This is a genomic window from Streptomyces sp. NPDC029152, assembly GCF_055564355.1.
The window spans coordinates 34,867-56,721 of the sequence record NZ_JBVHWR010000011.1 but is presented as its reverse complement, the minus strand read 5'-3'; the positions used below and the strand labels follow the sequence as shown (position 1 = coordinate 56,721).

27 protein-coding genes are annotated in these 21,855 nt (G+C 72.7%); 9 read left to right on the top strand and 18 right to left on the bottom strand.

The window, feature by feature from the left end:
• Window positions 1–37 precede the first annotated feature (37 nt).
• Window positions 38–943, bottom strand: coding sequence for a FadR/GntR family transcriptional regulator (locus ACZ4V6_RS23100; RefSeq protein ID WP_467830438.1), 906 nt, complete (start codon window positions 941–943; stop codon window positions 38–40).
• Between the two features lie 195 nt (window positions 944–1,138).
• Between ACZ4V6_RS23100 and ACZ4V6_RS23095 the strand changes: the two genes are divergently transcribed.
• The gene (locus tag ACZ4V6_RS23095) at window positions 1,139–1,324 is read left to right on the top strand and encodes a hypothetical protein (protein WP_467830436.1); all 186 of its coding nucleotides are present in this window, start codon (window positions 1,139–1,141) and stop codon (window positions 1,322–1,324) included.
• Between the two features lie 154 nt (window positions 1,325–1,478).
• On the opposite strand, the gene ACZ4V6_RS23090 is transcribed toward ACZ4V6_RS23095, so the two are convergent.
• The 3 genes from ACZ4V6_RS23090 to ACZ4V6_RS23080 all read right to left on the bottom strand — a co-directional run bounded on the left by ACZ4V6_RS23090 (window position 1,479) and on the right by ACZ4V6_RS23080 (window position 4,539).
• Window positions 1,479–2,735, bottom strand: a complete 1,257-nt coding sequence (locus tag ACZ4V6_RS23090) for a GNAT family N-acetyltransferase (protein ID WP_467830433.1) — start codon at window positions 2,733–2,735, stop codon at window positions 1,479–1,481.
• Between the two features lie 79 nt (window positions 2,736–2,814).
• The gene (locus ACZ4V6_RS23085) at window positions 2,815–3,798 is read right to left on the bottom strand and encodes an asparaginase (RefSeq protein WP_467830431.1); all 984 of its coding nucleotides are present in this window, start codon (window positions 3,796–3,798) and stop codon (window positions 2,815–2,817) included.
• Window positions 3,799–3,891: 93 nt separating this feature from the next.
• Entirely contained in the window at window positions 3,892–4,539 is a 648-nt protein-coding gene (locus ACZ4V6_RS23080) for an RsiG family protein (protein ID WP_467830429.1), read from the bottom strand.
• Between the two features lie 170 nt (window positions 4,540–4,709).
• Between ACZ4V6_RS23080 and dtd the strand changes: the two genes are divergently transcribed.
• Complete coding sequence (gene dtd / locus ACZ4V6_RS23075; RefSeq protein WP_077799241.1) at window positions 4,710–5,135, top strand: D-aminoacyl-tRNA deacylase; 426 nt, start codon at window positions 4,710–4,712, stop codon at window positions 5,133–5,135.
• Window positions 5,136–5,141: 6 nt separating this feature from the next.
• Here dtd and ygfZ read toward each other — a convergent pair whose 3' ends face one another.
• Genes ygfZ through ACZ4V6_RS23060 form a run of 3 tightly spaced genes read right to left on the bottom strand, consistent with a single transcriptional unit; the run spans window position 5,142 to window position 7,146 of the window.
• On the bottom strand, window positions 5,142–6,107 hold the full coding sequence (gene ygfZ / locus ACZ4V6_RS23070) for a CAF17-like 4Fe-4S cluster assembly/insertion protein YgfZ (protein WP_467830427.1): 966 nt from the start codon (window positions 6,105–6,107) through the stop codon (window positions 5,142–5,144).
• 9 nt (window positions 6,108–6,116) lie between these two features.
• Entirely contained in the window at window positions 6,117–6,554 is a 438-nt protein-coding gene (locus tag ACZ4V6_RS23065; RefSeq protein WP_467830424.1) for a Fur family transcriptional regulator, read from the bottom strand.
• 16 nt (window positions 6,555–6,570) lie between these two features.
• Window positions 6,571–7,146, bottom strand: coding sequence for a heme-binding beta-barrel domain-containing protein (locus ACZ4V6_RS23060; protein ID WP_467830422.1), 576 nt, complete (start codon window positions 7,144–7,146; stop codon window positions 6,571–6,573).
• Between the two features lie 252 nt (window positions 7,147–7,398).
• Here ACZ4V6_RS23060 and ACZ4V6_RS23055 point away from each other — a divergent pair, with 252 nt between their 5' ends.
• Window positions 7,399–7,761, top strand: a complete 363-nt coding sequence (locus ACZ4V6_RS23055; protein ID WP_467830420.1) for a DsrE family protein — start codon at window positions 7,399–7,401, stop codon at window positions 7,759–7,761.
• 99 nt (window positions 7,762–7,860) lie between these two features.
• Here ACZ4V6_RS23055 and ACZ4V6_RS23050 read toward each other — a convergent pair whose 3' ends face one another.
• From ACZ4V6_RS23050 to ACZ4V6_RS23000, 11 genes are all read right to left on the bottom strand, one after another.
• Window positions 7,861–8,703 (bottom strand): hypothetical protein, encoded by an 843-nt coding sequence (locus ACZ4V6_RS23050; RefSeq protein ID WP_467830418.1) that lies wholly within the window; start codon window positions 8,701–8,703, stop codon window positions 7,861–7,863.
• On the bottom strand, window positions 8,700–9,524 hold the full coding sequence (locus ACZ4V6_RS23045; RefSeq protein WP_467830416.1) for a hypothetical protein: 825 nt from the start codon (window positions 9,522–9,524) through the stop codon (window positions 8,700–8,702). Before ACZ4V6_RS23045 ends, ACZ4V6_RS23050 begins: the two co-directional genes overlap by 4 nt.
• Entirely contained in the window at window positions 9,521–10,177 is a 657-nt protein-coding gene (locus ACZ4V6_RS23040; RefSeq protein WP_467830414.1) for a hypothetical protein, read from the bottom strand. Before ACZ4V6_RS23040 ends, ACZ4V6_RS23045 begins: the two co-directional genes overlap by 4 nt.
• A 538-nt stretch (window positions 10,178–10,715) precedes the next feature.
• On the bottom strand, window positions 10,716–10,976 hold the full coding sequence (locus ACZ4V6_RS23035; protein WP_467830412.1) for a DUF3099 domain-containing protein: 261 nt from the start codon (window positions 10,974–10,976) through the stop codon (window positions 10,716–10,718).
• 96 nt (window positions 10,977–11,072) lie between these two features.
• Window positions 11,073–11,360, bottom strand: coding sequence for a DUF1416 domain-containing protein (locus ACZ4V6_RS23030; RefSeq protein ID WP_004986406.1), 288 nt, complete (start codon window positions 11,358–11,360; stop codon window positions 11,073–11,075).
• Between the two features lie 40 nt (window positions 11,361–11,400).
• Window positions 11,401–12,246, bottom strand: coding sequence for a sulfurtransferase (locus ACZ4V6_RS23025; RefSeq protein ID WP_467830409.1), 846 nt, complete (start codon window positions 12,244–12,246; stop codon window positions 11,401–11,403).
• A 125-nt stretch (window positions 12,247–12,371) separates the two neighbouring features.
• Entirely contained in the window at window positions 12,372–12,452 is an 81-nt protein-coding gene (locus tag ACZ4V6_RS23020) for a putative leader peptide (RefSeq protein WP_350310325.1), read from the bottom strand.
• 236 nt (window positions 12,453–12,688) lie between these two features.
• A complete protein-coding gene (locus ACZ4V6_RS23015) occupies window positions 12,689–13,426 on the bottom strand; it encodes an LmeA family phospholipid-binding protein (RefSeq protein WP_467830407.1) in 738 nt (245 codons plus the stop codon).
• Between the two features lie 148 nt (window positions 13,427–13,574).
• Window positions 13,575–14,903: a hypothetical protein gene (locus tag ACZ4V6_RS23010; protein WP_467830404.1), complete on the bottom strand. Its 1,329-nt coding sequence runs from the start codon at window positions 14,901–14,903 to the stop codon at window positions 13,575–13,577.
• A gap of 2 nt (window positions 14,904–14,905) precedes the next feature.
• Window positions 14,906–15,160: a MoaD/ThiS family protein gene (locus ACZ4V6_RS23005; RefSeq protein ID WP_467830402.1), complete on the bottom strand. Its 255-nt coding sequence runs from the start codon at window positions 15,158–15,160 to the stop codon at window positions 14,906–14,908.
• 62 nt (window positions 15,161–15,222) lie between these two features.
• Window positions 15,223–16,089, bottom strand: coding sequence for an alpha/beta hydrolase (locus ACZ4V6_RS23000; protein WP_467830400.1), 867 nt, complete (start codon window positions 16,087–16,089; stop codon window positions 15,223–15,225).
• 234 nt (window positions 16,090–16,323) lie between these two features.
• Between ACZ4V6_RS23000 and ACZ4V6_RS22995 the strand changes: the two genes are divergently transcribed.
• The 6 genes from ACZ4V6_RS22995 to ACZ4V6_RS22970 all read left to right on the top strand — a co-directional run bounded on the left by ACZ4V6_RS22995 (window position 16,324) and on the right by ACZ4V6_RS22970 (window position 21,837).
• A complete protein-coding gene (locus ACZ4V6_RS22995) occupies window positions 16,324–17,097 on the top strand; it encodes a winged helix-turn-helix transcriptional regulator (RefSeq protein WP_467830397.1) in 774 nt (257 codons plus the stop codon).
• A gap of 68 nt (window positions 17,098–17,165) precedes the next feature.
• On the top strand, window positions 17,166–18,188 hold the full coding sequence (locus ACZ4V6_RS22990) for a LacI family DNA-binding transcriptional regulator (RefSeq protein ID WP_467830395.1): 1,023 nt from the start codon (window positions 17,166–17,168) through the stop codon (window positions 18,186–18,188).
• 141 nt (window positions 18,189–18,329) lie between these two features.
• Window positions 18,330–19,442 (top strand): S1C family serine protease, encoded by a 1,113-nt coding sequence (locus tag ACZ4V6_RS22985; protein ID WP_467830393.1) that lies wholly within the window; start codon window positions 18,330–18,332, stop codon window positions 19,440–19,442.
• A 20-nt stretch (window positions 19,443–19,462) separates the two neighbouring features.
• Window positions 19,463–19,624: a hypothetical protein gene (locus ACZ4V6_RS22980; protein WP_467830391.1), complete on the top strand. Its 162-nt coding sequence runs from the start codon at window positions 19,463–19,465 to the stop codon at window positions 19,622–19,624.
• 45 nt (window positions 19,625–19,669) lie between these two features.
• Window positions 19,670–20,410, top strand: coding sequence for a response regulator transcription factor (locus ACZ4V6_RS22975; RefSeq protein ID WP_467830388.1), 741 nt, complete (start codon window positions 19,670–19,672; stop codon window positions 20,408–20,410).
• The gene (locus tag ACZ4V6_RS22970; protein ID WP_467830386.1) at window positions 20,407–21,837 is read left to right on the top strand and encodes a sensor histidine kinase; all 1,431 of its coding nucleotides are present in this window, start codon (window positions 20,407–20,409) and stop codon (window positions 21,835–21,837) included. Before ACZ4V6_RS22975 ends, ACZ4V6_RS22970 begins: the two co-directional genes overlap by 4 nt.
• The last annotated feature ends 18 nt before the right edge of the window (window positions 21,838–21,855 follow it).

Here is a 21,855-nt window from a genome sequence, read left to right as displayed (position 1 = left end):
CCGGATCCGCCCGGGGAGCACCGGACGCGGGAGGCGGTCAGTCCGTGAGCACCAGCTCCGAACTGATCGTCTCCCACAGTCCGTCGAACCACAGCTGCGACTGCCGCACGAACGCCGTGTCGCGCGGGCCGGCCCCCCGCTCGAAGGCGAACAGCGTCGAGCGGGTGCCCTCGGCGTCGTACACGTCCACCCGCTCCCCGCCGGCCTGCTCCTCGCGCCGGGTGAGCGTGTAGTGGGCGAAGAGCGCCTCCGTGCCGTTGAGCACGTACAGCTTCACCGGCGGGGTGAGGGGCAGCGCGCGGAAGGAGACGCTCACGTCGATGCCGTGCGTGGCGCGCAGCGACAGCAGGTTGTGCCGGAGCACCTGCCCCTGGGCGTTGCGCATGGCCAGCCACCGCTCGTGCACCGGGCCCACGCGGTCGCGGCCCGCCACCGGCACCGGGAAGGCCAGGTCGGTGTCCCGGCCCGGCAGCAGGACCCGGACGTCGATCTTGGCCGGTTTGCGGCGCCCGGTGTGGATCTGGCGCAGCGGTTCGCCGATGGCGAGGGTGAGGGAGACCGCGGTCAGACACAGCGCGTCGATCCTGACGTGCGGGACGGCGAAGGCTTCCGCGATCCGCGGGGCGAGGGCCACCGTGGTCGGCTGCGGCAGCGCGTCGGACCCGGTCAGGGCCTCGTCGGGGTCGGGCGCGACGGTCGCCGGGCTCCCCTTGGACACGTTGGTGAGCAGACGCTCCGACTGCAGGATGCGCAGGGCCTGGCGCACCGTGCCGCGCTCTACGCCGAACTCGTCGGCCAACTGGGCCTGTGTGGGCATGCGCTGGCCCGGCCGCAACGCCCCGGACCTGATCCGGGCGCGCAGTTGGTCGGCCACCTCGCGGTGGGTCCTCGCGCGCTCCTGCGGCTTCTTCCGTCCATTGACGGAGGCATGTTCCCGCTCCACGACCGAACACTACAACTTCCCGCCATCTTTGGGCAGTTCGCGTAAAGGTGGTTATGCGCCGCCCCCAAGAGGAGATAAGTAGAGAGAAGTTGGCTGCCAACTTTGGCAACGTGGTCGGCTCTTCTCGGGGTTGGCCATCACGGTGACAGCAGAAGGGGACACGTCCCGTCCGGGACGGTCCGAAGGGGGACCGCCATGCCGCTCATCGCCATCGTCGTCGCCGCTCTGGCCATCGGGTTCGAGCAGCTGGTGCAGTGGAGGTACGGACCGATGGGAATCATCGCGTTCGTCGCCCTGTCCATCGGCATCAAGGCGAAGAACACCGCGATCGGCAGTGTGGGTGCGGTGATCCTCGTGATGCTGCTCGCCCAGTCCGGCTGAATCGACGCACCGCTGGCCGGGCTCCCTTCCGGAGGGGAGCCGGGGGCCCGGACAGCCGGTCGGCACCACCGCACGACAACCACAACCGAAGAGCGCTGACCACGGACAGCGCACCCGACCCGTCACCGGCAGGAGGGAGCCGCCCCGGAACAGGTCAGAACAGGTCCGGGCACCAAGGACGCCTGGACGTACGCAGCAGGGCGTCGGCCAGCCGGGCGGCGCCCGCTCGTTCTTCCCGGACCCGGCCGAGCGCCGCCAGCCGCACGGCCGATTCGTCACCCAGCCACAGCGCCGCCAGCTCGCCGACGTCGAGGACCAGCGCGGCGCTCTCGGTGGTCGGCGTGCAGGACGCCCCGGTCCCGGAGGCCTCCAGCCGCCACCGCCCGCCGGTCAGTCCGTCCCCGTCCACCACCTCCAGCACCAGCGTCCCCTCGGCGCCGTAGGTGCGCGCCTCCAACGCCCGTACGACGTCCAGGATCCGCACCCACAGCCAGTCCGCCTGCGTGACGATCCTGGCGGCGCGCGGGTCCGGGAGCAGGTGCGGGAGCAGGTCGTCGGGGGCCCGCCAGCCGCTCTTCACCGTGGTGATCCAGTCGATCGAGCACAGATACCGCCACAGCGCCCGCTCGGCGGCCGGGGTCACGCCGATCAGCCAGTCGACGGTGGCCGTGTTCAGCGGCTGCTTGGCGTCCCCCCACCTCTCGTCCGCACGGTAGGAGACCATGCCCTCGACCTCGCCGTCCGCCGAGCGGTACACGGCGTAGAAGGGCTCGACCCACGGGGTGCCCCTCATGTTCACCGCCCCCGTGCGCACCTGCCACCACAGGTCGGTCCGGCTCACCGCGCCGGGCTGCGTCCGGCGCAGCCGCTCGTGCAGCTCGGGGCCCAGCTTGCGGACGTCCTCGCCGTCCACGAGGTCGATCCGGCCGCCGTCCTCCGGGGCCGCCCAGCGCGGGTCGAGACCGGCACGGGGGACGTCGACCGTCCACTCGGTCAGGGTGGTGGCGGGGCCGAAGCCGTAGCGGCCGTAGATCCGGTACTCCGCCGCGATCAGCGTCGCGACGACGTCCCCTCGTTCCTTCGCCGCCGCCAGGTCCTGCGTCATCATGCGGGTGAGCAGGCCGCGGCGGCGGTGGGTCGGGCTGACGGTGACGTTGGAGACGGCGTCGGCCGCCACGGGCGCCCCGCCGACGGCGGTGACCTCCTGGTCGAAGGAGCGGAAGGTCGCCACGCAGCGGCCGCCGTCGAAGGCGCCGAGGAGCCGGCCGGGGACGAACTCGCGGCGGCGTGCCTCCAACTGCTCCGCACCGACGGCGGGCGGCTGCAGGAACCCGGTGCTCAGGGCGCGGGACCAGTCGGGGAACTCGGCCTCGGTGATGGGCCGTACGTCGATGTCGGTGTGGCGGGTCATGCGCTCACGGTAGGTCGGCGACCGCACCGGCGTCGCGGGGATTTGCCGGCCCCGCGACACCGCGCCGCACAGCCCGGCGTCAGAACGCCGCCCGGATCTCCCCCACCTCGTGTCCGCCGCCCAGCAGCGGGGCGCGGCCGATGCGCTCGACCACCGGCGCGTCCACGCCCAGCAGCGTCAGCGCGCGGGCCAGCACCGGGCCCAGCGCCCTGCTCGCCCCGTCCTCCACCTTGAAGGCCAGCGCGCGGCCGTCCGGCAGGGCCACCGCCTGCACGGCCTCCGCGCCCATCTTGGAGAGCGTGCCGGGCACCTCGCGCATCAGCCAGGTGTCGGCGCGGCGGGTGCCGGCGACGTACTCGGGGTGGGCGCGCATCGCGTCGGCGACCCGGCGCTCGGCGGTGCCGGGCTCGGCGCCCACGAAGCCGCGGAAGGCGCGGGCCAGCCCGACCAGGCTGATCGCCATCAGCGGCGCCCCGCACCCGTCCGTGCCGACGGCGGCGACCGGCTCGCCCGCCGCGTCCTCCACGACCTCGTGGATGAGCCGCTGGAGCGGGTGGTCCGCGTCGAGGTAGGTCTCCAGCGGCCAGCCCCGCTCGGCACAGACGGCCAGCATCGCCGTGTGCTTGCCGGAGCAGTTCATGGTGATCCGGTCGGGCCCCGCGCCCGACGCCAGGTACGTGTCCCGCTCCTTTGGGTCCAGCGGCAGGTCGGGCGGGCACTGGAGCAGGGCCGGGTCGAGGCCGTACTCGTCGAGCATCTTGCGGACCAGGTCGCGGTGGAAGGGCTCCCCGGAGTGGCTCGCCGCGGCCAGCGCCAGCCGTTCCCCCGCGAGGTCCAGGCCGGCCCGCAGCACGCCCGCCGCCTGCATCGGCTTGTTGGAGGAGCGCGGGAAGACCGGCGCCGTCACGTCCCCGAGCGCCAGCTCCACGGCTCCGTCGGCGGCCAGGAGGACCAGGCTGCCCCGGTGCCGCCCCTCGACGAAGCCGGACCGGACGACCTCGGCGAGGACGGGCGGTGCGGCGGGTGAGAGGGCGGACGTGGGCGCGGACGGGGACGCGGGCATCGGCGGTGGCCTTCCGGACGGGTGACCCGCCGCCGTGACGTCCCGGGGTCACCGGGCCCAGCGGGGAGCGGCTGGAGGGAGCCGCTCCCGGCGTCACACGAGCAGGTCGTCGACTTGTGCTTCCCCTTCACGGTACCGGCGCGCGATCTCGGCGCTGCAGTCGTCGGCCGTCCGCTGCAGCCGCTGCCGCCGCCGGGAGACCTGCTGCTCGTAGTGCACGAGGCGGCCCATCGCGGCGTTCAGCTCCGGGTCGGTGCGGGCCGTCAGGTCGGACAGCTCCACCTCGCCGAGCATCTCCGCGGCCAGCCTGCGGCCCTCCTCGCTGCGCGGCGTGCCCAGCGTCACATGGCGCGCGGAGGACCGCTGCCGGGCCGGCGCGTCGGTCAGGATCTCCGACAGCCGCTCCACGACGGACGCCACGGATGTCGCGGACGCCTCGGACGCCGCCGTGCCCGGGTGCACCGCGGACGCCGGCCCCCGCCGCGCCAGCTCCGCCCGCAGGATGTCGATCCGCCCCTGCAGCAGCCGCCGTACGTAACTGAGGTCGGCCTCCTCGCGCTGGGCGTCCCGGCGCAGGGTGCGCAGCTCGGGCAGGCTCAGCACGGGCAGGTCGTCCTCCGGCGGGTCCACGGGCAGCTCCGGGCTGTCCGTGCGCTGCACGGGCGGCCGGGGCGGCTCGAGGCCCCCCGGGTGGGTCGACGCGACAGTCCCAGACGGCTGCCCCGTACTCGGTGTGCTCATATCACTCAACCGTCCCCTCGACCGGCGTCTGGGAAGCATCGTGCCACCCCAAGTGGCCGCTATGTGACCGAGTGCCCCCGATCGGCCCCAGATGGGGGGTTACGGAGCGATAAGAAGCCCCCGTACGGCCCGCCCGACGGTCCCCCCGGGCGGCACGGCATCATGGCGGCATGCGTGCGGTGGTGCAGAGAGTGGACGGCGCGAGCGTCGTCGTGGACGGCGAGACGGTGGGGGCGATCGACGGCGAGGGGCTGTGCGTCCTGGTCGGCGTGACCCACGAGGACACCAAGGAGAAGGCGGCGCAGCTGGCCCGCAAGCTCTGGTCGGTGCGGATGCTGCACGACGAGAAGTCGTGCAGCGACGTCGACGCCCCGCTCCTGGTGATCAGCCAGTTCACCCTGTACGGCGACGCCCGCAAGGGCCGCCGCCCCACCTGGAACGCCGCCGCGCCCGGCGATGTCGCCGAGCCGCTCGTCGACGAGGTCGTCGCGCAGCTGCGCGCGCTGGGCGCGACCGTGGCGACGGGCCGCTTCGGCGCGGCGATGCGGGTGTCGCTGACGAACGACGGCCCGTTCACGGTGCTGGTCGAGGTCTAGGAGCTCCTACGGCTCGACGACCGTCTCCTGGGCCGCCGCCGTGCCCTCGGCGAGCAGCCTGGCGTCCACGGGCACGTTCCGCTTGACCAGGGCGAGGGCGACCGGGCCGAGCTCGTGGTGGCGTACGGACGTGGTGACGAAACCGATCTTGCGCCCGTCGGCCCCGTCGTCGGCGAGGCGCACCTCGGCCCCGGCGGGCGGCAGGTGGACCTCGCTGCCGTCCAGGTGCAGGAAGACCAGCCGGCGCGGCGGCTTGCCCAGGTTCTGCACCCGGGCGACGGTCTCCTGTCCGCGGTAGCAGCCCTTCTGCAGGTGCACGGCGGTGCCGATCCAGCCCAGCTCGTGCGGGATGGTCCGGTGGTCGGTCTCGAAGCCGAGACGGGGCCGGTGCTGCTCGACGCGCAGCGCCTCGTGGGCGAGGATCCCGGCCGGCGGACCGGCCTCGGCGGCGAAGGCCTCCAGCTCCTCGCGCGGCAGGAAGAGATCACGGCCGTACGGCGTCTCGCGCACGACGGCGCCCTCGGGGGCCGCGGCGATGGAACCGGCCGGCAGGTGGACGACCGCGGTGTCGGGGGTGCGGTCGGCGACCTCGACCCGGTAGAAGAACTTCATCGACTCCAGGTAGGCGATCAGCGCCTCCTGGCTGCCGGGCTCCACGTGGGCCCAGACGGTCTCGCCGTCGTCCACGAGGTACAGGGCGTGCTCGATGTGGCCGTTGGCGGAGAGGATCAGCGCCTCGGTGGCCTCGCCGGCCGGCAGCTCGCTGACGTGCTGGGTGAGCAGCAGGTGCAGCCAGGCCAGCCGGTCGTCGCCGCTGACGGTGACGACACCGCGGTGGGAGAGGTCGACGAATCCGGTGCCGTCGGCGAGGGCGCGCTGCTCGCGGAACAGGTCGCCGTAGTGGGCGGCGACGCCTTCGTCCACGCCCTCGGCGGGGACGGCGCCGGGCAGGGACAGCAGGGGGCTCTTCATATGCCTAGCCTACGACTCGCCGGCCGGGCCCTCCGTGGAGCAGTCCCGGCACCGGCCGAAGATCGCGAAGTGCTTCATGTCGGTGTCGAAGCCGAACTGTTCGCGCAGCTTGGCGGTGAACTCGGCGGCCACCGACAGATCGGCCTCGATCACGCTGGTGCAGTCCCGGCAGACCAGGTGGATGTGGTGGTGCCGGTCGGCGAGGTGGTACGTGGGCGCCCCGTGCCCGAGGTGGGCGTGGCTGACCAGCCCGAGCTCCTCCAGGAGCTCCAGCGTGCGGTACACGGTGGAAATGTTGACCCCCGACGCCGTCTTCCTCACTTCGCCGAGGATGTCGTCGGGGGTCGCGTGTTCCAGGGTGTCCACTGCTTCGAGCACCAGCTGCCGCTGGGGCGTCAGCCGGTAGCCGCGCTGCCTGAGGTCGCTCTTCCAGTCGGTGCTCACCACACCCCTGAGTGTAGGACTACTTGAAGAAAGCGATCCCGTCGTCCGGCATGTCGTCGGGCAGGGCCTTGGCCCAGCGCTCGACGTCCTCCGGGGTGACGACCTTCTTCAGGTGCGCCGACATGTAGGGGCGCAGCTCGACCTCGGGGGTCTGCTTCTCGCCGACCCACATCAGGTCGCTCTTGACGTAGCCGTACAGCCGCTTGCCGCCGGTGTAGGGCCGGGAGGCGGCCGTGCGGGCCACCGCGTCGGTCACCAGGTCGATCTGCGGCTTCTGGTCGGCCATCTCGCCGTACCAGATCTCGATGACGCCGTCGTCGCGGGTCATCGTGACCTCGACCTTGCGGTTCGCGTCGATGCGCCAGAAGCCGTGCTCGGACTCCAGCGGGCGGACCTTGTTGCCGTCCTGGTCCAGCACCCAGGTGTGGGACTGGTACTCCAGGAAGTCCCGGCCGTCGTGGGAGAAGGAGACCTCCTGCCCGAAGTTGCACTTCTCGGCACCGGGGAAGTCGTGCACGCCCGCGCCCGCCCAGTTGCCGAGCAGGAAGGCGAGCGGGACGAGGTCCTTGTGGAGGTCGGACGGGATCTCGATCATGAACAGTACTTCCTGGCGTAAGGGGTCAGCGCTGGCCCTGGTACAGCTTCTTCACGGTCAGCCCGGCGAAGGCGAGGACGCCGACGCAGACCAGGACCAGCAGGGTTTCGAAGAAGATCTCCACGGGGTGCTCCTCGATTGAGCGGGGTGCGGTGCGTGCGCTGTGTGCACGGGGGCCGGTGCCCAGCTTACGCGGCCGGGCCGGACGGCACTTGGTGAGGTACGCCCTCGCGGCGGCCGTACGATGCGGCCATGGCGAAGAAGCTCGTGATCAAGGTGACGGCGGGGGCCGATGCGCCCGAGCGGTGTTCTCAGGCGTTCACGGTGGCGGCGGTGGCCGTGGCCAGTGGGGTGGACGTCTCCCTGTGGCTGACCGGTGAGTCCTCCTGGTTCGCCCTGCCGGGCCGCGCGGCCGAGTTCGAGCTGCCGCACGCCGCGCCGCTGCCCGACCTGCTCGACTCGCTCCTGGCGGGGGGCCGGGTCACCCTGTGCACCCAGTGCGCGGCCCGCCGGGACATCACCGAGAAGGACGTCCTCGAGGGCGTGCGGATCGCCGGCGCCCAGGTCTTCGTGCAGGAGTCGCTCGCCGACGACACGCAGGCGCTCGTCTACTGACCCCTCCCTGAAAAAGCGTGAACACCCAGCACCCAATTGTCCTCAGAGCGCTCATTCGAGCGCACCGAGGACACCAGGGGTGAAGTGCTCACGCTCTCGTCAGAGAAGCAGTCGGGTCTGCAGCGCCACGGTCTGCTGGAAGGGCACCTCCTCCGCCCCGCCCGCGCGGCTCTGCAGCACCACCGCCAGGACGTCGCCGGCGCCGATGTATGCCTCGCGGACCTGTTCGCCGCCGTACGGCTCGGGCTCGGTGAAGACGGCGGAGAGCACGTCGTCGGACTCGGCAGCCTCCGGGAAGTTCTCGTCGCGTTCCACCGTGTCCGCGCCTCGCACGGCGTAGATCGGGCTGTCGTACGGCGCCAGCTGCATGGTGTGCAGGTCGTCCACGACGGCCGCCGTACCGAACTGGAGCAGGTAGATCCGCGTGTGCGTACCGTCGTCGGTGGTCCAGCCACGGGCGGCGATGTGACGCAGCCCCGCATCGACGACCTTCAGCCGCAGTGCGTCACGGTCGGTCTCCTCCTCGTACTCCGCGAGGAAGGTCTCCGTCGCCAGCCAACCATCCGTGCCACGCAGAGCCGGGTCCGCTGTCGCCCCGTCGGGCGCCGACAGCAGCAGAGCCCGTAGATCGGCGTAGTGGGCACCTGCCGCGTTCCCCTCGGCGAACGGGCCCGGGCTGTTGGACGGCAGCGGAGCCGCGGTGAGCGTCGGGTACTTCCAGCGCCCGTCCGACGCGGTAGCGAGCCCTGGCACGTCCGTCCGGTCCATCCGCATGATGCCGTACGCCGTGGCCGATCCGACCGCCGCAAAGGCGGCGACGGCGGCGGTCCAGCGCAGCACGGCACGCAGGACCCGGCGGTCCTTGCACGACGGAGTCGAGACGCCGGGCGGCGGGGCAGGCGTCGGCTGGACGGGCGCCGACGGGGCGATCTGCTCGGTCACACGGACTCCCCGGGCTCAACGATGCGGTCCAACTGGTCCTTCAACAGCGCGGCGACGCCGTCCTGGTCGAACGGCTGCGCTCCTTCGGCGGTGGCGATGACCGCGATGTCTCCCATGGAGGCGGAGCAGAACATCGCATCGAGGCCTTCGTCGTCGCCGGAACCGGAAGGCGCGCGAAAGCACGCGGCGTCCTCGTAACCCTCGATCTCAGGGCCGTCGCGGAAGACGTCGAGGGCCTCCAGGAACGCGTTCCGGTCCGTCGTCACGGAACGGGCGGCGACCTGGTCCTCCATCCGGGCCAGAACGATTGTCATGGTGGCGGCGCCTGCCACACGGTTGGCGTTCTCCCCCATGGTGAAGGCGTAGCTGCGCATCGCCATCTCCTTGACGGGCCGGCGGTCGATCTCCTTCTCCAGCTGCTTGCGCTCGGTCCGAGGCAGTCCGGCCAGCGACTCCTTGAAAAGGGCGGCCGTCCGGCCTCCGTTCAGCACGGCGTCCGAGTCGAATTCACCCAGGTCGGGGCCGCGCAGCCAGTTGCCGGGCCGGTACGGCACGAGGGTCCAGGCCAGACTGCCCGGCTCGGCCGCTACCGCCGTCTGACCCTCGGTGGGCTGGGGACGCGCCCAGGACGGGACGCCCGGATCGCGGTCGGCGTCCGCGACGGCCACGGCGGTGCACGCGACGGCTCCGACGACGGTGCCGGTCAACAGGAGCGCTCCGGTGACGGCGGCGAATCGACGGCGACCTCGGCGCCCGGAGGCAGGAGGGGGCGGTGCGGTGGGCTCGGTCGTCAACGGGTCGTCGTTCCGGTTCTCGTTCACAGCCGCTCCATCTGCTGCTCGGCCAGGCCCAAGACCATCTTCTTGTCGATCGGCTTGGCTCCGCTCACCCAGATCTCCATGGCGATGTCGCCCCGCCGGGCGTGCGCTTGCGCCTCGTAGGGGAACTCCGAGCCGTCGAGGCCGGGGACAGGCTCGTCGTTGACAAACACACGGCCGTCCCCCGTGCCCGGGATACTCCAGTCGCCGACGCGGACGCCGTCGGCAGTCCCGACGTACTCGCTCCCCATGTCGGCAGCGAAGTACTGGCTCTCCACGTTGGCCTCGGTGGCGCCGAGGACCTCTTCCTGCCGGTACTGGATCAGCCGGACCTCTACGGAGTACGTCTCGTCAACCTCCCAGCCGGTGACGACGGCCCGGCGGAACTCGTTGCGGAGCAGAGCCTCGTACGCACGCTGCGGATCCATGAAGGTACCTGCGTAGCTTCCCAGGTCCATCCAGCCGTTGGAGCCCTTCAGCCAGTCGGCCTCCTCCGCCCCGCGCGGCTTCTTCAGCAGCAGGTCACGCAGGTCGCCCTCGGTGCGCACCTGGCGGTCCTGGTCGGCGGGCAGCGGCTTCGGCGCCGTTCCGGCGCTGCGCGCGAGGGCGGCCTGCGACAGCGGCGGCAGCTTCGTCGGCTCTCGTTCCGCCTGCACGAGAACTCCGGTACAGGCGCCGCCGACAAGGCCCAGCACAGCGGCGGCACCCATGAGCACGGCCGTACTCCCGCGCCACCGGCGTCGTCCGGCCCCCTCCACGGGCGCGGGCGAATCGTCGATCAGCTGCGGGGGTTGGTCCGGCGCCACGGACCCGTCCGGCGGCTCGCGGCCCTCCTCGTCGGCCGCCGGCCTCTCCGGCGGCGTGTGGCCCTCCCCTGCCTCGGACTTTTCCGGCGGCGGAGGGCCTTCCGAGGTCGTTGGCACGGCCGGTGCCGCAGGTCTCGCTGGTTCCTCTTCCATGGTGCCCCCACATAGGTGAAGCGCGCGTTCCGTATACGCGCACCCAGGAGACCCACCGCCGGCGTCCGGGGTTGCGGCGACGTTGATCACGATTCGGCCATGACGAACCCGGTGGCAGCGTCTTCGGCAGTCAGGAGGGACATCCGGATCGCGACGGAGACGTGGGCTGGCACGCAGGCTCGGGCCGAGCGCCCAGGCTCACCGGCCGAACTGGCGGCGAGCTGCCTGGAACCGGCTAGTGCCGCCCTTTCTTGCCGTCCAGTTCGTCCCACCACTCGTCGGACTTCGCGTCGCCCGAGGGGTCGTCCCACCAGCGGTCGTCGGGGCCGCGGCGGTTGGCGACGATCGCGGCCAGCGGAGGGATGACCATGGCCACCACGCACAGGCCCACGGCCGCCGGGACGGACCAGAGGCGGACGACTCCCCAGGCCAGGACGAACAGCGCGATGCAGGTGCCCATCATCACGAAGTAGACGTGCCGCCGCCGTGCGTACATACGTCCAGCGTAGGTCCGCGCACACCGAAGGGGCCGCACCCCAGGTGTCCAACCCGGTGGGTGCGGCCCCTCGGCCGTCGTGCGACGCGATCGCCGTCAGACGGCGATCGCGACCTCCGCCAGCCCGCCCTGCTGGGCGACGACCGTGCGGTCGGCGGTGCCGCCCGGGACGAGCGCCCGTACGGTCCAGGTGCCCTCGGCCGCGTAGAAGCGGAACTGGCCCGTCGCGGAGGTCGGGACCTCCGCCGTGAACTCGCCGGTGGAGTCCAGCAGACGGACGTAGCCCGTCACCGGCTCGCCGTCGCGGGTCACCTGACCCTGGATGGTGGTCTCACCGGGCTTGATCGTCGAGGCGTCGGGGCCGCCGGCCTTCGCTCCGCACATGTCGTACTCCTGAGGGGTTGGGAAAAGGCGGTCGGGTGGCTTACTTCGCGGGGCCGAGCTCGATCGGCACGCCGACGAGGGAGCCGTACTCGGTCCAGGAGCCGTCGTAGTTCTTGACGTTCTCCACGCCCAGCAGCTCGTGCAGCACGAACCAGGTCAGGGCCGAGCGCTCACCGATGCGGCAGTAGGCGATGGTGTCCTTCGCCAGGTCGACCTGCTCGTCGGTGTAGAGCTGCTTGAGCTCCTCGTCCGACTTGAAGGTGCCGTCGTCGTTGGCGTTCTTCGACCACGGGATGTTGCGGGCGGACGGGACGTGGCCCGGACGCTGCGACTGCTCCTGCGGGAGGTGGGCCGGGGCGAGCAGCTTGCCGGAGAACTCGTCGGGCGAGCGGACGTCGACCAGGTTCTGCGCGCCGATCGCCTTGACGACGTCGTCGCGGAAGGCGCGGATCGAGGTGTCCTGCGGCTTGGCCTTGTAGTCGGTCGCCGGGCGCTCGGGCACGTCGGTGCCGTCGACCAGCTCGCGGGCGTCCAGCTCCCACTTCTTGCGGCCGCCGTCGAGGAGCTTGACGTTCTCGTGGCCGTACAGCTTGAAGTACCAGTAGGCGTAGGACGCGAACCAGTTGTTGTTGCCGCCGTAGAGGACCACGGTGTGGTCGTTGGCGATGCCCTTCTTCGACAGGAGCTTCTCGAAGCCCTCCTGGTCGACGAAGTCACGGCGGACCGGGTCCTGGAGGTCCTGCGTCCAGTCGATCCGGATCGCGTTCTTGATGTGGTTCTTGTCGTACGCGGACGTGTCCTCGTCCACCTCGACGATCGCGATGGTCGGGTCGTCCAGGTGGTCCTGCAGCCAGTCGGCGTCGACCAGGACGTCGCTGCGGCTCATGCTTTCTCCTCCGGGGCAGTTGCGGCGGGGCGTGCGGTGAGAGGGGGTGCGCGCTCATGCCGGAGCGGCGCGCGGGTGCCCTGGGCAGGGCGGCGAGGGAACCGGACGGCGGCGTCGCCGTCCGTTCAGAAGGTGCGACAGAGCATGGCGGCAACGCGGCACAGGTCCACTGCCCGCCGCTTCGTGAGATCCGCCTGTCGCTTCATAGGCCCGATCGTAGGGACGGATGCCGGGCCATGTCACCGGCGTGTCGCATGATGAGACAGGATCGTCCGGTATGTGGGATCGACGAGCCTTCCGGACGCCGCCGAGCGGTCCGCGGCCCACCGGGACGGCCGGCACATCTGCGGTACGGACGTCGGCGTCTCGTCTGACGGACGCCGACGCGTCGGGCGGCCGGCCCGCGGGCGGCCCCGGGCCTCCCGGGGCACCGACCGCCGTCCTACCCGGCCAGCCTGACGTCCGAACCCTTCACCGTGATCTCGACGCCGTTCTTCGCCGCCTCGACCTTGTCCAGCTCGATCCCGCCGGGCAGCTCCTCGATGGTCTGCTGGAAGTCGGTGATGGCCCGGATCCGGGACTCGGCGAACTGCTTGCCGCCCACCGTCGGCAGGCCGTCCGCGACGACCTCGACGTTGTCGTCCTCGACCTTGACCGAGCTGAGGACGTCGACCGGCTCGGGCAGTTCGGTGCCCAGGACCGTGGCCCGGAGCGACACCTTGATCTTGCCGTTGCCGCCGTCGGAGAGACCGACGACCTTGGCGGTGATGCCGGGCCCGACCTCCGTGGGCTCGGACTTGGCGGCCTTCAGCAGCTCGTCGTAGGAGATCGTCGCGGTGCCGGTGGCCGTGGCCGCCGTGGCGGAGCCGAAGTCACTGGAGAACTCGACGCCCTTCATGTCGGCCCGGAGGTCGTCGATGCGGATCTTCCCGGTGCCGTCGCCGGTGGTCGCCTCGTAGTCCTCGATGCCGACCTCGACGTCGTCCAGCGTGCCGCCGAGGACCTGCGTGAGGAAGGGGAAGCCCTTGATGGACACGTCCGGTGTCGAGGCGAGGTTCTCGGTGCTGCGCAGCTTGTCCGCCGCCTCGCCCTCGGCGAAGTTGACCGCGACCCGGTCCGCGATCACGAAGAGTCCGCCCAGGACCACGACGACGATCAACAGTATTCGCAGTGCGCGCATGCGAGTGCTTCCCCACCGGTAGGCGTCAACGACAGCGGTCCCCCGACGACCGTCGGCCGTCCAGCGCGAGCGTAACGCGGTGGACGGTCGCAGTCGGATTTTGTCGATCACCTGTGACAGGCGGGGCGTGTGCGCCCCCGGGGGGACCTCAGCCGAACGCCCGCCCGAGCACGTACACGGCCGGGGCCGAGGCCGCCAGCGGCAGCGCCACGCCCGCCGTGAAGTGCACGAACCGGGACGGGTAGTCGTAGGCCGCGACCCGGTGTCCGATCAGCGCGCACACCGCCGCGCCCGCGCCGATCAGCGCACCCGGCGTGCCGATGCCCGTCACCGCGCCGACCGCGGTCCCGGCACCCGCCGCCGCGAGCAGCGCGACGACCACCGAGGCGGGCGTCGGCATCGGCAGCGCGCGGGCCACGACGGCCACCGCCACGGCGACCGCGCCGACCGTCGCCGCGTCCGCGTCGGCCGCGAGGTACCCGCCCGCGACGACGGCCAGGGCCGCCGCGGCGACGGTCGCCATCAGGCCGTACATCCGCTCGTCCGGATCGGCGTGCGACCGCAGCTGCAGGACGAGGGAGAGCAGCACCCACACGCCGAGCGTGCCGAGGAGCGCCGCCGGGGAACGGTCCGACACCAGCATCGCCGCGTCCGCGGCCAGCGCGCCCGCGAAGCCCAGCGCGATGCCCTGCCGGGCGGGCCACATGCCGTTCAGCCGGAACCAGCCCGCCGCGGTGACGGCCTGGAGGACGACCAGCGGGACGAGCAGCGCGTACGTGCCGACCGCGGCCGCGCCGGCCAGCAGCAGCCCGAGCAGTGCGGTGAGCGCGGCCGGCTGCATCCCCGGGTCGATGATCGGCGAACGGCCCTCGGCGCGGGCCCGCTGCGCGTCGGTGATCCGGGCGTTGCCCGCGAGGGTGGCCGGGCCGTACTCGGGCGCGTCCCCGGAGGCGGCGCCCATCGGGGACGCCGGGGCGGCCTGGGGCCCGGGAGCGGCGGGGGCCGCGGGAGGCTCGGGCTCGTAGGGCCGGGGCTGGGGGTGCGCCTGCGGGGCGTACGTCTGCGGCTCCGGCCGGTAGTGCGGCTGCGGCTGGTACTGCTGGGGCTGCGGCTGCGGCTGGTACCGCTGGGGCTGCGGCTGCGGCTGGTACCGCTGGGGCTGCGGCTGCGGCTGGTACTGCTGGGGTTGCGGCTGCTCCTGGTACGGCTGTGATCCGTACGCCGGGCCCCCGTGCCCACCGCCGTACGCGCCGTCGCCCTGCGGGGGCAGGTACGCCGTCTCCTCCGCCGGGACGGGCGGTTGCAGCTGCGTCTCCCAGGTCTGGCCCTGCCACTGCTGCGTGTGCTGGCCGGTGTCCGGGTCGTCGTACCCCCGGTGGCCCTGCTGGTGCTGTCCGGGCCACACCTGGGCGTCGTACCCCTCGTGCCCCTCGTACGGCTGGTGCGGCCGGTGCGGCTGATACGGCTGGTCGGTCATCGTCACCCTCCCGCGAACGGCGGGAGCACCTCGACCGTGCCGCCGTCGGCCAGCAGTACCGTCTCGTGCGCGCGCGTGCCCACGGGGTCGCCGTCGACGAGGAACGAGCAGCGCAGCAGCACGCGCGTGAGTTCGCCGGGGTGGCTCTCGCGCACCGCGTCGAGCGCGTCGGCGAGCGTGGCCGCCTCGTACGGCTCCTCGGCCACTCCCGCCGCGGCCTTCGCGGCGGCCCAGTAGCGCACCGTGACCTTTGCCATCTGGATCCTTCGTCGCCGGTGCCGATCGGCGTCCGTGCCGATCGGCGGTGAACACCGTCAGGCTAGCCCGCCCGCGCCACGGCCCAGTCGCCGATCCTGCGCAGCAGCTCCTCGCCACAGGCGTGCTCGGCGTGGCCCATGCCGGGCTCCACCCAGAGTTCGCCGTGGTCACCGGCCGCCTCGGCCAGCATCCGGGGGTGGTCGAGGGGGAAGTAGCCGTCCCGGTCGCCGTGCACGACGAGCAGCGGTGTCGGCGCGATCCGCCCCGCGGCCTCCACCGGTGACAGCGGTACCGGGTCCCAGTCCCGGTGGTGGATGCGGGTGCGCAGGCCGTAGCGGCCCACCAGGCGCCCGGCGGGGCGCATCACCAGCCAGTGCAGCCGGCGCATGGGGGCCGTGCCCCGGTAGTACCAGCGGGCGGGGGCGCTCACCGACACCACGGCGTCCGTGCGGGCGCCGTCGTCGCCGTCGCGGCCGTACAGCGCGGCGTGCCGCAGCACCACCGAGCCGCCCATGGAGAAGCCGACGGTCACCACGCGCGCGTGCCCGAAGCCGCGCGCCCAGGTCACCGCCGCCGCCAGGTCGAGCACCTCGCGGTCACCGACGGTCGAGCGCCCGCCGGAGGCGCCGTGGCCCCGGAAGGAGAACGTGACGACGGCCCCGCGGCGCGCCAACGCCCGCGCGATCCGGCGCACGTGCGGGCGACCGGCGTCGCCGGTGAATCCGTGCGCGACGACGAAGACCAGGTCGGCGGCGTCCCGGCGGGCCGGGCCGGGCTCGTACACGGCGTCGACGCGCACCCCGTCGGAGGTGCGGAGGAACGTGCGCGCCGGGGTGCGGCGGGGTGCCCGCCCCGCCGTCTCCCGGGGCGTCCCAGGATTCGGACGAATGGTGGAACGCGCCACATGACCTGCCGGACCGTTGCTCATGTCGGCTATTCTGCTGGGCAGAGGACTCGGGCGACGTAGCCCCCGGGTCCTTTTGTGCTTCCGGGAGCGTTCACCAGAGTTCACCTCCCGGACTCGCAGCGGAGCCCACGGGCACGGGACCCGCACCGTACGAAGCAGTGCCGTAAACGTCCTCGCAGGGACCGAGGAGGAACCAGACGTTATGGGCGAGCGAACCGTGCACGACCGCAGGACGACCCAGGCAGGTGGGGCGCCATGAGTTCTCTCCTGCTCCTGACCAATGCCCTCCAGCCGTCGACGGAGGTGCTCCCCGCCCTCGGCCTGCTGCTGCACAACGTCCGCGTGGCCCCGGCGGAGGGGCCCGCACTCGTCGACACCCCCGGCGCCGACGTGATCCTCGTCGACGGGCGCCGCGACCTCCCCCAGGTCCGCAGCCTGTGCCAGCTGCTGCGCTCCACGGGCCTCGGCTGTCCGCTGGTCCTCGTCGTCACCGAGGGCGGCCTCGCCGCCGTCACCGCCGACTGGGGCATCGACGACGTGCTGCTGGACACCGCCGGTCCGGCGGAGGTCGAGGCCCGGCTGCGGCTGGCCACGGGCCGTCAGCAGATCGCCGGCGACGACTCCCCCATGGAGATCCGCAACGGCGACCTGTCGGTCGACGAGGCGACGTACTCCGCCAAGCTCAAGGGCCGGGTCCTGGACCTGACCTTCAAGGAGTTCGAGCTGCTGAAGTACCTCGCCCAGCACCCGGGCCGGGTCTTCACCCGCGCCCAGCTGCTCCAGGAGGTGTGGGGCTACGACTACTTCGGCGGCACCCGCACCGTCGACGTGCACGTACGGCGGCTGCGCGCCAAGCTCGGCCCCGAGCACGAGTCGCTGATCGGCACCGTCCGCAACGTCGGCTACCGCTTCGTCACGCCCGAGAAACCGGAGAAGAAGGAACGGGCCGCGGAGGAGGGCGGGGCGAAGCACGGGCCGGAGGCCGGGGCGGACGCCGCGGAGGCGACGCCCGCCGCCGCCGAGGCCTGAGCGTCACCGGGCCGACCGAGGGCTGATACGCCCTGCCCGGAGCCGGTCCATCCGCGTAGACTCCGCGCGTGGCCAAGGTGACTCGGGATGACGTGGCGCGGCTGGCGGGGACTTCGACCGCCGTCGTCAGCTATGTCATCAACAACGGACCCCGGCCGGTCGCCCCGGCCACGCGCGAGCGTGTCCTCGCCGCGATCAAGGAGCTGGGGTACCGGCCCGACCGGGTCGCCCAGGCCATGGCGTCGCGGCGCACGGACCTCATAGGGCTGATCATCCCGGACGCCCGCCAGCCCTTCTTCGGGGAGATGGCCCACGCCGTCGAACAGGCCGCGTCCGAGCGCGGGAAGATGGTCCTCGTCGGCAACACCGACTACGTCGGCGAGCGCGAGGTCCACTACCTGCGCGCCTTCCTCGGCATGCGGGTCTCCGGCCTGATCCTGGTCAGCCACGCCCTGAACGACCTGGCCGCCGCCGAGATCGACGCCTGGGACGCCCGGATCGTCCTGCTGCACGAGCGTCCCGAGGCCATCGACGACGTCGCCGTCGTCACCGACGACCTGGGCGGCGCCCAGCTCGCCGTGCGCCACCTGCTGGAGCACGGGTACGAGTACGTCGCCTGCATGGGCGGCACCGCCGAGACCCCGTCCGTCGGCGACCCGGTCTCCGACCACGTCGAGGGCTGGCGGCGGGCGATGAAGGAGGCCGGGCTCTCCACCGAGGGGCGCCTCTTCGAGGCGCCGTACAACCGCTACGACGCCTACCGGGTGGCCCTGGAGATCCTCGCCGGTCCGCGCCGCCCGCCCGCGGTCTTCTGCTCCACCGACGACCAGGCGATCGGCCTGCTGCGCGCGGCCCGCGAACTGCGCATCGACGTCCCCGGCGAGCTGGCGGTGGCCGGCTTCGACGACATCAAGGAGGCCGGCCTGGCCGATCCGCCGCTGACGACGGTCGCCTCCGACCGGTCGGCGATGGCGCGGTCCGCCGTGGACCTGGTCCTGGACGACGGACTGCGGGTCGCGGGCTCGCGGCGCGAGCGGCTGAAGGTGTTCCCGTCACGGCTGGTGGTACGGCGGTCCTGCGGCTGCGGATAGCCTCCGGCGGGCGTGCCCGGCGGCCCCGGAGACGGGATCCCACGGGAGGACGGGCTTCTTTATATCGGGCATACGAGGTTCTGCCGGGCTTCTCAGACGGGACTCAGGAAGCTCTCATACGCGGGCGGGAAGCTCATGGACATGACCGAGAGCTTCCGCCGCAGCGGCGAGTACGAGAACGCGAACCCGTACGCGAACCCCTACGAGGGCGCCCGGCAGCACGCCTCCTCGCCCGAGGGCCCCACGGGCCCGGTGGACCCGGGGAGCCGCACGAGCCCGGTGGACCCGGAGTGGCCGCCCCCGCCGGCGCAGCCGCCCGCCCGGCCGCCCCACCCCCCGACGGCCGCGGCGCCGGATGAGCCCGCCCAGCCGCCCCGCAGGCGGACCCGGCGCGGCCCGCTCGCCCTCCTCGCGGCCGTGGCGATCGTCGCGGCGGCCGTCGGCGGCGGCGCCGCCTTCGGCATCCAGGAGCTGACCGGCGGCGACACCGTCGCCTCCAGCTCCACCAGCACCACCGTGGTGCCCTCCAGCCAGAAGGGCACGGTCGCCGGCGTGGCCCAGGCGGTCGGTCCGAGCATCGTCGAGATCAGCGCCGCCTCGAACGCCGGTTCCTCCACCGGTTCCGGCGTGGTCATCACCGGTGACGGCGAGATCGTCACCAACAACCACGTGGTGGCCGGCGCCTCCTCGGTCGAGGTGACGACCAGCGACGGCAAGCAGTACACCGCCGAGGTCGTCGGCACCGACAGCAAGAAGGACCTCGCGCTGATCAAGCTGGAGAACGCCTCCGGCCTGAAGGCCGCGACCCTCGGCGACTCCGACGGCGTCCGGGTGGGCGACCAGGTCGTGGCGATCGGCTCCCCCGAGGGCCTGACCGGCACCGTGACCAGCGGCATCGTCTCGGCCCTGAACCGTGACGTGACCGTGTCGACGGACGAGGACCGCCAGCAACAGCAGCAGCGACAGGGCGGTGGCTGGCCGTTCGAGTTCGGCGGGCAGCAGTTCAACGGCGACACCGGCTCGTCCACGACGACGTACAAGGCGATCCAGACGGACGCCTCCCTCAACCCGGGCAACTCCGGCGGCGCGCTGATCGACATGAACGGCAACATCATCGGCATCAACTCCGCGATGTACTCGGCGGCCGGTTCCTCCTCGTCGGCGGACGCGGGCAGCGTCGGCCTCGGCTTCGCCATCCCGGTCGACACCGTCAAGGCGGACCTGGCCGCGCTGCGGGCGGGCGCCCGGAACTGAGCGGAGGAGGACGGCACGCCGTGAACCGGCCGCTCGCGCCCGCCGCGACGTCCGCCGTCGGCGGCCCGGCCGGACTCGTCCTCGCCCCGGAGGTCACCTCCGCGCCGCACCCTCCGCCCCGCCGCCCGGCGCCGGACCGCGGCCGCCGCGCCACGGGGACCGGCCCCGCCGTGCGACGCTGAAGGCGTCGGCAGCCCGTACCCACCGCACCCGAGGAACCCGAGCCCATGAGCCCCGCAGAAGGCGACCGCGACCGTGACACCCAGCGCATCCTGATCGTCGACGACGAGCCGGCGGTCCGCGAAGCCCTCCAGCGCAGCCTCGCCTTCGAGGGATACGCCACCGAGGTCGCCGTCGACGGCGCCGACGCCCTGGAGAAGGCGGCGGCGTACCGGCCCGACCTGGTCGTCCTCGACATCCAGATGCCCCGCATGGACGGCCTGACCGCCGCCCGCCGGATCCGCGGGGCGGGCGACACGACCCCGATCCTGATGCTGACGGCCCGCGACACCGTCGGCGACCGGGTCACCGGCCTGGACGCCGGTGCCGACGACTACCTGGTCAAGCCCTTCGAACTGGACGAACTCTTCGCCCGCATCCGCGCCCTGCTGCGCCGCAGCTCCTACGCGGCGGCGGTGGAGGCCACCGCCGCCGACGACGACACCCTCACCTTCGCCGACCTGACCATGGACCTGGCGACGCGGGAGGTCACGCGGGCCGGACGCCCGGTGGAGCTGACCCGCACGGAGTTCACCCTCCTCGAGATGTTCATGGCACACCCGCGCCAGGTCCTCACCCGGGAGCAGATCCTGAAGGCCGTCTGGGGCTTCGACTTCGAGCCGTCGTCCAACTCCCTCGACGTGTACGTCATGTACCTGCGCCGCAAGACCGAGGCGGGCGGCGAACCGCGCCTCGTCCACACCGTCCGCGGCGTCGGCTACGTCCTGCGGCAGGGCGGCGCGGAGTGATCAGGCGGTTCCGCGCCCTGCCCCTGCGCTCCCGCCTGGCCCTGCTGGTGACGACGGCGGTGGCGTTCGCGGTGGCGGCGGTCTCGGTGACGTGCTGGTTCATCGTGCAGGGCAAGCTCTACGGCGAGGTCGACGACAACCTGCGCAACGGCAACCTCCACATGTCCCTGTCCGCGATCCAGACGACCCTGGCCGACTGCTCCCGGACGCCCGACCCGACCCGGCCCCCCGGCCCCCGCAGCCAGCCCTACCTCGAACTCGTCAGGGCCGACGGCGACTACTGCGTCTTCGGCAGCTCGGCGGGCTCGGTGAAGGTGACCTCCAAGGACGTCGGGGTCGCCGGCGACCCCGACGGTTCGGCGTACTTCCGCAACGGCGAGGACACCGACGGCAAGGCCGTGCGCACACTGACCGTGCCGCTCGCCGACGGGGTCGCCCTGCTGGTCGCCCTTCCGCTGGAGGACACCCAGGACACCCTCGACGAACTCGCCCTGCTGCTGCTCGTCGTCTCCGGCATCGGCGTGCTCGGCGCCGGAGCGGCCGGACTCGCCGTCGCCCGCGCCGGGCTGCGTCCGGTGGACGAGCTCACCGAGGCCGTCGAGCACGTCGCCCGCACCGAGGACCTGAACGTCCGCATCCCCGTGGAGGACGAGAGCGAGGACGAGATCGCCCGTCTCTCCCGCTCCTTCAACTCGATGACCTCCTCCCTGGCCAGCTCCCGCGACCTGCAACAGCAGCTCATCGCCGACGCCGGCCACGAGCTCCGCACGCCCCTCACCTCCCTGCGCACCAACATCGAGCTGCTCTCCCGCAGCGAGGAGACCGGCCGCCCGATCCCCGAGGCCGACCGCAAGGCGCTCCTCGCCTCCGTGAAGGCGCAGATGACGGAACTCGCCGCGCTCATCGGCGACCTCCAGGAGCTGTCCCGGCCGGACACCGGCCAGCACGCGGGCAGGACGCGGATCATCGCCTGGCAGGACGTCGTCGAGTCGGCGCTGCGCCGCGCCCGCCTGCGCGGGCCGGAACTGACCATCACCGCCGACGTCCGGCCCTGGTACGTACGGGCGGAGCCCTCCGCGCTGGAGCGCGCGATGGTCAACGTCCTGGACAACGCGGTGAAGTTCAGCCCGGAGGGCGGCACCGTCGACGTACGGCTGGCCGACGGCGTCCTCACCGTCCGCGACCACGGCCCCGGCATCCCCGCCGAGGAGCTCCCGCACGTCTTCGACCGGTTCTGGCGCTCGCCGTCGGCCCGTGCGCTGCCCGGCTCGGGGCTCGGCCTGTCGATCGTGGCGCGGACGGTCCAGCAGACGGGCGGAGAGGTGACGCTGACCCCGGCGGAGGGCGGCGGCACGGTGGCGACCGTACGGCTGCCGGGGGCGCCGGTGCCGCCGCCCGGCCGGGACCCGGCGGACGGGGCGGTCTGACCGCGCGGCGGCCCCGGC